10 protein-coding genes are annotated in these 12006 nt (G+C 48.5%); all 10 read right to left on the bottom strand.

What is annotated here, in order from left to right; all coding sequences use genetic code 11:
* Window positions 1-42: 42 nt before the first annotated feature.
* The 10 genes from ACLTOH_RS07235 to ACLTOH_RS07190 all read right to left on the bottom strand — a co-directional run bounded on the left by ACLTOH_RS07235 (window position 43) and on the right by ACLTOH_RS07190 (window position 11974).
* Complete coding sequence (locus ACLTOH_RS07235) at window positions 43-993, bottom strand: hypothetical protein (protein ID WP_412195370.1); 951 nt, start codon at window positions 991-993, stop codon at window positions 43-45.
* 126 nt (window positions 994-1119) lie between these two features.
* A complete protein-coding gene (locus tag ACLTOH_RS07230; protein WP_412223776.1) occupies window positions 1120-1962 on the bottom strand; it encodes a hypothetical protein in 843 nt (280 codons plus the stop codon).
* A gap of 60 nt (window positions 1963-2022) precedes the next feature.
* Window positions 2023-3138, bottom strand: coding sequence for a hypothetical protein (locus ACLTOH_RS07225; RefSeq protein ID WP_412223774.1), 1116 nt, complete (start codon window positions 3136-3138; stop codon window positions 2023-2025).
* 60 nt (window positions 3139-3198) lie between these two features.
* Complete coding sequence (locus ACLTOH_RS07220; RefSeq protein ID WP_412223773.1) at window positions 3199-4605, bottom strand: M56 family metallopeptidase; 1407 nt, start codon at window positions 4603-4605, stop codon at window positions 3199-3201.
* Complete coding sequence (locus tag ACLTOH_RS07215) at window positions 4602-4970, bottom strand: BlaI/MecI/CopY family transcriptional regulator (protein ID WP_412223771.1); 369 nt, start codon at window positions 4968-4970, stop codon at window positions 4602-4604. Before ACLTOH_RS07215 ends, ACLTOH_RS07220 begins: the two co-directional genes overlap by 4 nt.
* 198 nt (window positions 4971-5168) lie before the next feature.
* Window positions 5169-8357, bottom strand: a complete 3189-nt coding sequence (locus tag ACLTOH_RS07210) for a M56 family metallopeptidase (protein ID WP_412223769.1) — start codon at window positions 8355-8357, stop codon at window positions 5169-5171.
* Window positions 8358-8489: 132 nt separating this feature from the next.
* On the bottom strand, window positions 8490-8702 hold the full coding sequence (locus tag ACLTOH_RS07205; protein WP_412223767.1) for a hypothetical protein: 213 nt from the start codon (window positions 8700-8702) through the stop codon (window positions 8490-8492).
* A gap of 122 nt (window positions 8703-8824) precedes the next feature.
* A complete protein-coding gene (locus tag ACLTOH_RS07200) occupies window positions 8825-9679 on the bottom strand; it encodes a hypothetical protein (RefSeq protein WP_412223765.1) in 855 nt (284 codons plus the stop codon).
* A 172-nt stretch (window positions 9680-9851) separates the two neighbouring features.
* Window positions 9852-11519: a hypothetical protein gene (locus ACLTOH_RS07195; RefSeq protein ID WP_412223763.1), complete on the bottom strand. Its 1668-nt coding sequence runs from the start codon at window positions 11517-11519 to the stop codon at window positions 9852-9854.
* Entirely contained in the window at window positions 11516-11974 is a 459-nt protein-coding gene (locus tag ACLTOH_RS07190; RefSeq protein WP_337417849.1) for an RNA polymerase sigma factor, read from the bottom strand. Before ACLTOH_RS07190 ends, ACLTOH_RS07195 begins: the two co-directional genes overlap by 4 nt.
* Window positions 11975-12006 lie beyond the last annotated feature (32 nt).

Raw genomic sequence — 12006 nt, 5'->3', positions numbered from 1 at the left:
CTTTTTCTGAATCCTCCTCCCACAAGATTTTTCAAAAGCCTTTTACCATACGTATTCCTCCAGCATCCTCTTTATAGAAATACCAATTCTTTCATCCTGTTTCTCGCTCTCTGTAAGCGACAATGTCACACTCAATGGATCTTCCAGTTTCTTATTCTTAAAATCAATAAAGTATCCCAGTTCCAGAACAACGCATCCTATTTCTTCCCCGGAATGTACCTGCTTCATTTTTCTAATTCTGGATTCTGTTATTTCTTTTTTGGTAATTGCATAAGTCGGATATTCATTATCCGAAAGTAATGAGTACTCACATAGTGCAGTGATTCCTGCCTTTTTTTCCAATTGAATATCCTCTTTTAGCTCATACCTTGCAATCACAGGGTTTCTCAATATGACCCGTACATCATTCCACAGTTTCTGAATATCCGCCGGAACAGTTATCACCCTGGATTTACCCTTCATACCCAAAATATCCACATTCAGATACTCAATTTCATCAAAGCACCTGTTTGCAGACATTTTCGTAACGCCTAATCTTATTGCAGCTTTTGATGCAGTAACATTTTCCCATTTTTCATATATTGCAACCAATATAACTTTTTGTGTTAAAAATGAAATTAAATGAACCGGAGAAATTTTCCTTTCATTCTCATTGGACAGCAAATATCCGATAAAAGGCAAGTACACCTGTTTATCTTTCAGTACAAAGGGAATTCCCTCTTCCAATAATTTTTCTTTAATATAAAATGATGTAGAATCAAAAAAAATGGCGCAATTAAGACCTGCTGCCTTTTCAATTTTAATCCAGTCCTTTCTAAGCGCTGCCAAGCCAACATCTGCCTTGGGTTGAATTGCTATCCATGGTGAACCGTTTGTTTCAACCTTATAAAAAGTGTATCTTCCACGAAAGGCTAGAGGCAGCTTCTCATTCAAATATTCAGTTTCTTCTATCATCACATTTTGACGCAATGTTTTTTCTAAAAAATTCTTCATATAGTCACCATTTTTAAAAATGTAACTCTTTTTATGTTACATTTTTAAAATAGCATATTTTTAATACACATTCAATATTTAATGATAAGATAGTCGACCGATATCAATTATTTTGATATTTTCAATTTAAAATATCCCAATCACATAATCATAACTATAGGTGTGCACATACAACCGGTCATCCTTCTCTGCCATGAGGTCCGGCATCTTTTTCAGAGGCAGGCGGTCGATCACCTCTCCGGTATTTTTATCCAGCTGATAGAGATAATCGTCCTCTGCGGTAAAGCCATAGCCGCAGAAGATCACGTCCCCCTTCACGAGAAAATTCATGCTGTTATAAGTCTGGTCTGCACTTCGCCACAGCAGTTTCTCATTTTCCAGATCGTATGCAAACATAAAGCAGGTGTCCGGCTGGGCATAGCCGTTCATCACCGATGCCCCATAGAAGATCCCGTTCTCAAGGCAGGCGTTATTACCATTGACGTACCATTTGTCTGTCGGATATTCCAGTACATACAGGCAGTTCTCGCCATCAAAAATGCTGAGTTTTCCATCGTCCCACTGGTAAGTGTAATTCTCATCATAGAAGCAGTCCCAATTTTCTCCGATCATGGGAAGGGAAACGTCTTCCGATGCATTGTACCATTCATCCGCAAAAGTAATATTGTTATACGTCTCGGAAAGGATTTCCAGGGAATAGGGCTGCACCGCAGTTCCTTCCGGGTGAAATTCCGATACTACGGTGAAATCTATCGCGATTTCTTTCGGTGCAATGGGTGTTTCCCGGGATTCGGACTCCGTGAGAGCTCCGGAGGTCTCTGTCTCATCTATTTTAGTGTCTATATTGGAAATATTTTCGGTTTGTTTCTCCGCTTCGTTGTTCTCCGGTGCATTGGTCTCCCGGGCGCCACATGCCATTAACAGGCAGGCGGACAGTGCAAATGTTGCTAATCTGTATTGTTTTTTCATGATAATCTCCCTTACTGCTTAAAATTCTCGTAACTATTCAGAACCCCATTCGCGAAACCGCTACTTCGTAGCTTCTTCATTGATCATCTGTTCCTCTTCTATAACAGTAACAATACCTTCATATACGGTAAAGTAATATCGAATCTGCTCCTGCATGTCCTCATACTGCCAACGTTCCCAGGAATCTTCCTCAACAGACTTCACCTGCGTCAATGTGTCATCGGCATCCGCGATGTTTCGCTGTAATTCCTCCAGCGTTGTCTTATCGACAAGGAATCTCCCATCCCGGCTGCTGCCGGCCTGAATCTGTATCCTGTCTAATCCACCATTTTCATCAAAATAACAATAGTATTTGCTGTTCTCTATATAGAGACTTGCATTCTCACTGGCGACATCGCATTGCAATCCGGCATCGGTACACAATGCCCGTACTTCTTCCCTTTGCATTCCCCATTGCATCCTTGACAGGACCTCTCGATTATACTCCAGGGAATAGACCACTGCCTTCACCGGCACAAAGGAGAAGGAGCAGCGGTGCGATCCTGCCTCATCCAGATCCCCCTCCATCACTGTGGTCACAGAGTCCTTGCCAAGTTTGTCTCCTGCTCCCAACAACATACCATCTTCCAATAAGGCAAAATTATTATATCCATATCGAATAGCAGAGATATCTGCATCAAAGGTGCGGGCATCATCGCTGTGCCGAATTCCACCCAGCCATACCATACTGACCTTATCCAGTACCTTTTGGGGTTCTCTGACAAAGTCATGAACATTCTCACTCTTAGAAACGCCGCACTGTCCAAAGATATTTAATCCCCAAAGATATAATTCTCCGTCTTCCGTGATTGCCGCTCCATTCCACGCATTGATGTCCACATAGATACAATGATCCAGAACTTTATGTGGTTCCAGATACATCATTTTTACCAGATTCAACGGATTCTCTGTTACTGACCAGTATTCATCATATCCCCCAACGGTCGTGCTGCTTGTCGTCCGAAGCTGTCCCCACCAATATACGGCTCCATCTTCCTTGAGTACGATAATGGCTTCCCTGCCGGCTCTGGCATATCTGACATTTTTCATTAACAGTGTGGGGGTACATACCCTGTCGTTATCCATGTCGCTATATACCTGCTTCACAGTGTCTTTTCCCAACAAAAGTCCTGCCATATTTAATCCCAGTCCGTAGAGGTTTCCATCCTCCGTCAGATAAATGCAGAAATTATTATTCTAATCGGCATCTACGGAAACCACATGATCTGCAATCCTCACATCATCAAACTGCCCCTTGTCAAAATCCGTCTCGTAACTGCCTGTTCCCAACTGACCATTCTCATTATAACCGTTCCCCCAGAGAATACCATCATTATCAATATAATAATGATTATAGGCAGTGACCCGCTCAGTGATATAATAGTTTTCAATACGAAAAGGACTGGGAGCTTGCAGTTCCTCTTCCTGCTGTATGTAAATTGTTGGCAGATTCTGTTCCTGTACTTGTCCTGTTTCTTCCGTTGTCACCATTTCTGTGAAGTCTTCCTCTGTTTTCTGAGAAGAAACCGCACTTTTCTGTGTGAGCAGTACCAGTGCTGCAATGATACACAGTTCCACTGCCAGCGCCGCAAGCTTCCCTGCGGTCTTACGGCATTTTAAAATATGCCGGATCCTGCCCCGGATGTCACCTTCATCAAAACACACCGGTGCTGCAAATATCCTGCGTGCGGTCGTATCGGTTGCCATGGATAGCAGTACGGCGGCATATTCCTGTCGGTCCTCCGGCTCCAGATGTTCCGTCACTGCTTCATCACAGGCTTTTTCTATATCACAGCACAGCAGATAATATGCCAGCCAGACCACCGGATTCATCCAATGCACAATACTGATCAGATAGGTCAGTATTTTCCACAGATAGTCCCGGCGGTGCAGATGGATCCGCTCATGCTGCAATACACAGTCATAAAATTCCGGCTTCATCTCCATCGGCAGATAGATCTGCGGCCGCAGAATCCCGAATACCATCGGTGTGCGGATGCCGTCCACGTAACGGACTCCCTCCTCCCCGGGAAGGCATTCTGCCAGACGGTGCTTCATTCTTACATAAGAAAAGATAAAATACGCGAGAAAACAAGGGATTCCTGCCAGCCACAGGTATCTGACTGCAAATATCACCTGTGTAAAGGCGGCCGATAGGAAAGGCATGACTGCTGTGCCGTTGGACTGTGCAGCCGTCACAGGGAGCTCGTTCGATCCCGCTTCGAAATTCGTACCCTGCACGGTCGTCGCATCTGTTCCGTTCATCTGTTCCGGCAAGGTACTCTGTCCAGGTGTAACATTTTGCTCCGGCACAGCACTTTGCCCCAACACAATGCCCGTCCCAAGTCCCGTCACCACTGTCGGTCCATCCGCGCTCACCGCCACTACCATCGACTCCGGCTGTGCCCGCCAGAATCCGTGCTCATTCTCGATCTTCCAGGGAAATATAAGATAGAAAAAAACGATTCCCCACAATAGCACACAGTAGCGGTAGGAAATCCGCAGTCCTCTAAATACCATTCTGAGGATCCATACGATTCCTACGATGATGCTTCCCTGAATGCTCATTCTGATCAGTATCTGCATCATTGCCATCCCTGTCATTCCTTTTCTCCCCCGTTATTTTCTATGATCTTCTTCAGTTCTTTGATCTCTTTCGTAGACAGCTTTTTCCGGGAGGTAAACGCCGCCACAAAAGCAGGCAGGGATCCCGCAAAGGACTCCTCGATGATCACCTCACTCTGTCTCGCCTGAAACATCTGCCTCGACATCAGTGAGGTGACAGTCCCGTTCTCACTGGTAAAAATCCCCTTCTGACAGAGGCGCCGCAGGACCGTATAGGTCGTAGATTTCTTCCAGTTCAATTCCTTTTCACATAATTTCACCAGTTCCTCCGAAGCGACCGGCTCATGCTCCCAGATGATTTCCGCAAAACGCATCTCCACAGCTCCCATGGTATATTCCGACATTACAATTCCTCACTTTCTGCCCTCTGTGGCATCCGTTAAGTCTTATTATGCAAAACGGTTTACAAGTTGTAACACTTTAATGTTACATCCTGTAAACCATATTTGTCAATGTCTATTTTTTCCCTACAAAAGTAAAAGTTTCTCTTATACCGGAAACTTTTTTCATTTTTTTTCAAGTGTATCCAGTATAAATTGTTCTCATCCCCCATTCGGTATCAGATCATTGAAAGTGGCCCACGCTTCTTCCGCCGTGTAATCCGCCAGCTTAAGCCACCCGGTGACACCATTCTCGGTCTCCACGCAGAGCCACTGTCTGCCGGCATCTAGATAAAGGAAATAGACTCCGTGATCTGCGTTGATGGTAAAGCGTTCGCTGCCGGCATCCGGAGTCCGGCAGACTTCCAGATCCTTATTGAGTCCGTGCAGGACCGCCTGCTCCGGCAGATCATAGCGGTCTGTGGGGATCTCCGCCAGTCTTCCGTCACTTCCAATGCGGTATATGATCCGCAGATTCTCTCTCTGCAGAATATAATCATAGCTTTGGGTGGTGATGATCTGGCCGTTTTCCACCCAGATCTCCCGGATATCCTGTGCGAAGCTTCCTACCTCCTGTAATTCCCCGTTCTCATAGCTGAACAGGAAACTCTCGCACTGTCCGAACTCGTCCCTACGCATCAGTGCCAGTAATATCTGTCTGCCATCAGGAGTGAAGGCGTAAATGCTGTTTCCCAGATTCTGTGCCGTCCGCGTCTCGCCTCGCATGGTATTCACCGCAAATATATATTGATCCAGCGGCGAATGATCCACTTCGTTTACTGCCTGTGCCATTCTCGAACGCAGCAGAAGTTTCTCTGCGGTTCCGTCTCCGTCCAGATCCAACAGGGCATAAGTCTCCTGCTCCGCTCGCTCAGACAGATCGAATACGACTCCCACATTCGTCATAATATCCCGTCTCTGTGCTGCTGCATAAGCATCCGCTTCCTCTGTCGTCAGATCTGCCGCCACCTTCCCATTCCAGACCGGTTGGTTGGACAGAAGCGGAAGTTTCATCTGGGCGGTTCCGTTGCTCTGACTCAGGATCCAATAACCGTCTTCCGCAGTAAGCATGTCTGCGGAGAAATCCTGCGCCTCCGACGGCAGTTTCCAGTCCGTGACCCCGTTTTCTCCGGTCTGTCCCGAAGTATCATATTCCCGGATCGTGTCGATCCAGATGTCCAGATCTCCATCCTGATAATCAGAAGCTGCAAAATAGTACAATCGGACACTATCCTGTTGCTTCAGATAAGCCATCTCCTGTCTATAACTGTCAGACGTATAGTAATTTCCCACATTCTGGTAAACCGTGGAACGTCCCTCTGCCGCACATCCCGGCGCTATATATCCCGGAACCATACAATTTAGTCCGGCGTCGTCCCCGGTGGCCGCATAAATACCGTAACTGGAGACCTGATAAGTAGCAGCAACATCCGCAAAAGATCCGGGGGATACCTTTACATACACCCATTTTTTCGACAGTTCTGCCACGGTAGCCCAATCTTCATCCCTGGGTCCGTATTCCGCATAGACCACTCTGGCCTGATTTTCTCCGTCCAGAGGACCGGTAGAATGCCGGCCTTTACTGTCGATGTCTCCCAGGGAGAGCATCCAGATCTGACTGCTCTCCTCCGCAAATACCATGGGAATATCGATACCGGATCCATCAGCGAAAATATAATGTACGTTTGCCACAGAGCCTTCGCCGGGTCTTGTGGAATCCTTTTGGAAAAATAAATACTGCCTCCCGGCTTCATAGAGCAGTTCCGTCATTTCCCCGCTGCCACCCTGTAGATTCAGCAGAGCTTCCGCAGCCTTCACCGGATCCTTGTAGGTCTCATGGGCAGCGGCATCTCCGTCTAAAATCCGCTGATGCAGTTTCCGCGCCGCGGCACCATTGTAGCCGAGATATTGGATTCCATCCTGTCCGGCAAAAGACCGGGTATCCTCCAAGGCAGCCACATCAAACAGGGCACTGAACTCTTCCCTGCTGTGGATACCCTGCTCAAATACCGTCAGCCATTCCGTTTTGGCAGCCTCATAGTCCACTTCATCCGTCGCAAACTCCCCTGTTGCAGCTTCCTCGGTTGCATCTGCCCCGCCGGTTGCCTGCGCCGCATCTGCCTCTGTCTCTGCACCGCTATCCGCATTTGCAACATCCACTGCATCCGTTCCGCCACCCGGGTTGCTGCACAGGCATACCACCAATATCACAAGCACCGCTGCTGCACCAACCAGCATCCAGAACGGCGGCTTGCGGTAGTCCAGCACGTGGCGGATACGATTTTTCACATGGTCTTCTCCGAAAGAGAGCAGTGCGCAGATGGAACCGCCACGATAGCGTTTCCATTCGCCGCCGGAAGCCTCTTCCAGCAGGGTATAGGAATAGATTTTCTTGCTCTCCTCCCCGAGGAGCTTCACCACTTTTTCATCACAGGACATCTCGCAGTCCATGTTCATCAGATAAAATGCCAGCCACACCAGCGGATTGAACCAGTGGACGCAGCAGATCACCAACGCCGCAGGCTTAAACAGATAGTCCCTGCGCTGTAAGTGCACCCGTTCATGACACAGAACGACTTTTCTGCTCTCAGGATCTAAGCCCGAAGACAGATAGATTACCGGATGGATCAGCCCCATGACGAAGGACAGATGCCCACCGTCGATCTCGCAGATCCCAGGTTCCAACTGTCTGACACCATTGTCAGATCTACGAATCCGATGACGCATGCGCAGATAAGAATAAGCATGATATCCCAGGAATCCAAGCATTCCTGCCAACCATACCATGGATAATACACGGAACCACACCGGGTATGTCCATGCGCGGGCGTCAGTACCCGTTCCGGCAGATGTTCCCGAAATCACTGTATCTGTTCCACTGGCTGCCACCCCTGCAACCGTAGCTCCACTTTCTGTTCTCGCAGTTCCCAGGGAAAAGTCCTGCGTGCCGTCAGCATTCATGACAGTATTGTCATTTCCACCTGCCATCGTTTTTTCTGCCGTCTGGCTGTCCGGTACTTCCTCTGCATCGTACTCCCGCCGCAGGACATCTCCGATATTCTTCGTATCGTTGGCCTCTGCATAACCATGACTGCCCGGACCGACTGTCTGCTGCCCGGACGTCATCTCTGTCCCCACAGACAGCAATTTGTCCGGAATCAGGCTGATTCCTGTCTCCGGTAGTATCGGGCAGCACAACCGCACAAACACGATTCCCCATAACAGATAGGAACACCATTTTGGTGCTTTTTGCAACAAAAGTCTGGCGAGGATCACCAGCAGCACACAGTATCCTCCCACCAGACTTAAGTTCCATACACCGTCAAATATTCTGTAGATATTCTCACCCATAAGCCCCTCCTGTCCTGCCCCCCGGCAAGGCATAGTCGATGTTTTATAGACTCTTTGTAATTATAGTCTACATTTTACCGACCCATCTGTCAAGTAAGAAATCTGATTCTGTTGCCCCTCTTCTTCCGGATTTCAGTCACTTACTGTCAGCTCCAGCTCTTCTTCCGAGCGCAATACCTCCGCATGCATTTCAAAATCCAGCACGCAGTCTCTATGGATTTCCTCTGTCTCCCCGGTAGTCATGGAAGTGCCGGTACCCCGGAAAGAGATCACTGTCTTTCCATCCCCTATGGTCACATCCGAAGTGACATATAACGGTTTCTGATACTGTTCACTGATCCACACAAAAACCTCATTGGTTGCTTCCCAATACTGCCGCAGTTCCTCACCATACTGCTTCGCATACCCCTGTCCGATGTGGGATCTGCTGCGAATGGAGAAGATTTCCGCCCCTCTCTTTCCCGTGCTTACTTCTGCACCGCTTCCATCAGACGCTCCTGCCAGTCATAGAAAGCCTGGCCGTCCACCAGGCATCGTTCGTCCTCACCTATCCATAATCCCTGTTCTTCCGACGCGTAGCGAAAGGTCCTTGTCTCACCGTCTGCATAGACAAACTGAAAATATCCCACACCTTCCACCATCTCTTCCGGCGGGATCGGATCTGACGTCACTTTTCCGGAAAGTTGTATAAATTCCTGCCACAGCTGCTCTACGGTATCGACATCTTCCACATAATCGTAATCCTCCGCGCAGAAGCTGCAACCGATCTTCTGAGGGCATTCCTCCGGCAAAAAGTTCGCACAGGACGCGGTCTTTGCACTGTTTTCCAGCATTCCGGGATACCATACATCCGCTATGACATAGGCTCCTTCCGGTGTTGCCGCCGGATATAAAACGTAGCTGGCGGGATTCTCTACAGATATCATCCCTTTTTCCACATTCTGTACCGCCTGATAAATCGCTACGGTAGTCTGGGCATCCGGGGTTCCGATCCAGCCAGCCCCTCTTCCCTCCTTCAGAAATCCTCTGCTTGCTCCATAGGTAAAGAAATAATTCTGCGGTTCCTCTCCCTCTCCGGCAAAAGATATCTGCCCATGGAAAGTGCTGCCGTGGATCCAGGGCAGTACCCGGTAATAATAGGTTCCGTTGACGCTCACTTGTACCTCTTCCTGCTTTCCGAAAGCGTTCTCCTTCGGCATCTGTATCCCCGGCACCGTGAAATCCACCGTTTTGCGGAATTCGATGAGATTCAGCAGAAGTACCACTACCACCAATACGATTGCACTGAGAAAAATGGTTGCTTTTACGTTAATCTTCTTCATAAGCCCCTCCTTTGTTTCCCTTCTATCTATATTGACGACTTTTATACTCCGTTTGTTACAAACAGCATAACAAAATTTCACCTCGGTATCCACTTTTTTCACCCAAACTTAACAGTCTGAAACTTTAAAACTGGCGGCACCGTTTTCCCGGTGTCGCCAGTTTATTGTCACTCTATTTCGCAAGTGGTTCGTAATAGAGCACTGTCTTCACAGGATCTTTTCCGCTGATCTCCACGCCGTCCGCCGTCGTTCCCTGGAAGCCGCCGGATGCGCCGATATAGAGAATGCGACCGTCCGGTACGAGAACCGCACAGGTACCTTCCGTACCGCAGGGCATCTCCCAGTTCTCCTGCACTCTGGTGAATTCCGTCACACCCAGACGATAGGTGTCCACGCCGTTGTATCCCCATAGGATAAAATCTGCCGTCTCACTCACACCTGCTGCCACCATTTTCCACGGGTAGATCGTATCGGCACTGCAAATAGCATTCTCGCCTCCAGCCACCGGAACAAACCTGAAGTTTTCCGGGTCTACTGACACTAATATCATAGCCATATCACCTGCTGTCGTATCGCCCACTGCCTGTGCAGCCGCATAGACTTTGCCGTCCTTACCCTGTCCTAATGCTCCGGCACCTTGTACGGCATAGTCGTTGTCATCCGCCACGGTTCCGATCAGCTCACCTTCCGCAGAATAGATCCGCACATAACTGCCGTCCTCCTGCATCCGCATCCGCACATATAATCTGCCCTGGGCATCTGTTGCCATACTATCGACTATATTCCATTCCCTCTCCCCAACAGTAAAACTATTCAGAAGCGTTCCTTCCGGGCTGATATGATAGATTGCAGGCAGCCGGCCATGTTCCGCTCCCGGAGATGCCAGTCCGCGTAATGCCGCATAGACACTTCCGTCCGGTGCGATGCACAGGCTATACACCTCGCCGTCCTCATCGAAATCATCATAAAACTTTTCCGGGGTCCCGCTGCCGTAAGTCAGATATTCCACCCGTGCTTTCCCTTCCATGGTGAACCCACCGACATACAGCCCCTGTTCTACCGCCACAGCACAACGGATACTTACGTCTCCCTCATAGGCGACCTGCCATTCTTGTGCTGCCGTATCTGCCCCCGGGACTACACTTGCCTCTCCTGCGTCATGTGTCTGTTGCGATCCGCTCTCCTGTGACATATCACCCGGTAATGCACTATCTTCCGTCTTCACATATTCATAGTCGCCCGCCTCGATCTCTTCTGTGATTTTCGCCAGACTATAATCTCTCTTCTCCCGGAAATCGATCAGCTCCAACAGTTCCTCCTCCGTCATTTCCTCTTCCGGCAGGAAAAATGTACTCCGCGCTGCATAGAAAGCCACGCCCTTTTTGTATTTTTCAGGACTATCAAGCATGGCAAGTTCCTTTTGGGGGAAATATCCTTCCTCCAGATAGGCCTGCCTCAGTTCTTCCAGCCTGTTTTTTTCGCCGTCCGTAAGCGGTCTGCTGTAGCTATCCGCTGCAACATCTGCCTCCTGCAACCCGGAAAAATATGTTTCCAGTTTTTCATGATTCATGCTCTCCATCCGCGCCCGGTACAATCCCGATGCCGTCACGGTAACGGAGGCCAGAAGCAGACAGGCTGCTGCCGGGATCACGATTCGTCTAAAGCCATAATGGCGTACCGTTTGATTCACTCTCTTTCCATCCGTGTTTTTGCTGTCCTTCTTCTCTGTTTCCAGTCCGTCCAAAATATTTTCCACTTTCGCATCCAGAGACTCCGGCACTGCCATCCGTTCCGCCTCCGCCATTTTTCTTATTTTTCTGTCTATAAAATCATCTCTCATATAAGCCTCTCCCTTAACTGCTCCTTCGCCCGGTACAATCTCGATTTTACGGTTCCCTGCCTGCATTCCAATATCCTGCTGATCTCCGGGATTGTGCACCGTTCATAGTAAAACAATACGATCACATCCCGGTATCCGCCATCCAGCTGCATGACAGCATCCCACAGTTCATGGTGTTCGTCATAAAATGCCGGGGACAGATTCTCTTCCCATGCCACCGCACCGGTCCGCTTATTTTGCCGATAAATCTTTTTCGCTTCATTTGCCGTGATCTGTAAGATCCAGTTTTTAAAGCTGCCCGGATCCCGCAGTGTCCTTAATTTTTCATAGGCATGCAGCACCGCTTCACTGACAGCGTCCTCCGCATCCGTACTATTATTCAGAATAGAATATGCCAGTCGGTACATATGCAGGGTATAGCCCCGCACTTCCCGCACAAATTCCTCTTTTGTCATAACTGACAAAGTAACACCTCCTTCTCTTCGCC

The sequence above is a fragment of the Waltera sp. genome (assembly GCF_046969025.1).
Classification (GTDB): domain Bacteria; phylum Bacillota; class Clostridia; order Lachnospirales; family Lachnospiraceae; genus Acetatifactor; species Acetatifactor acetigignens.
The sequence above is the reverse complement of the archived record's forward strand: the minus strand, read 5'-3'. Positions and strand labels throughout refer to the sequence as shown.

Bases quoted from the DNA above. Each gene is read 5' to 3' on its own strand.
- ACLTOH_RS07215 (WP_412223771.1), bottom strand. From the start codon at position 4,970: ATGTCGGAATATACCATGGGAGCTGTGGAGATGCGTTTTGCGGAAATC.
- ACLTOH_RS07190 (WP_337417849.1), bottom strand. From the start codon at position 11,974: ATGACAAAAGAGGAATTTGTGCGGGAAGTGCGGGGCTATACCCTGCAT.
- ACLTOH_RS07225 (WP_412223774.1), bottom strand. From the start codon at position 3,138: ATGGCAGGACTTTTGTTGGGAAAAGACACTGTGAAGCAGGTATATAGC.
- ACLTOH_RS07220 (WP_412223773.1), bottom strand. From the start codon at position 4,605: ATGACAGGGATGGCAATGATGCAGATACTGATCAGAATGAGCATTCAG.
- ACLTOH_RS07210 (WP_412223769.1), bottom strand. From the start codon at position 8,357: ATGGGTGAGAATATCTACAGAATATTTGACGGTGTATGGAACTTAAGT.
- ACLTOH_RS07235 (WP_412195370.1), bottom strand. From the start codon at position 993: ATGAAGAATTTTTTAGAAAAAACATTGCGTCAAAATGTGATGATAGAA.
- ACLTOH_RS07200 (WP_412223765.1), bottom strand. From the start codon at position 9,679: ATGAAGAAGATTAACGTAAAAGCAACCATTTTTCTCAGTGCAATCGTA.
- ACLTOH_RS07195 (WP_412223763.1), bottom strand. From the start codon at position 11,519: ATGAGAGATGATTTTATAGACAGAAAAATAAGAAAAATGGCGGAGGCG.
- ACLTOH_RS07230 (WP_412223776.1), bottom strand. From the start codon at position 1,962: ATGAAAAAACAATACAGATTAGCAACATTTGCACTGTCCGCCTGCCTG.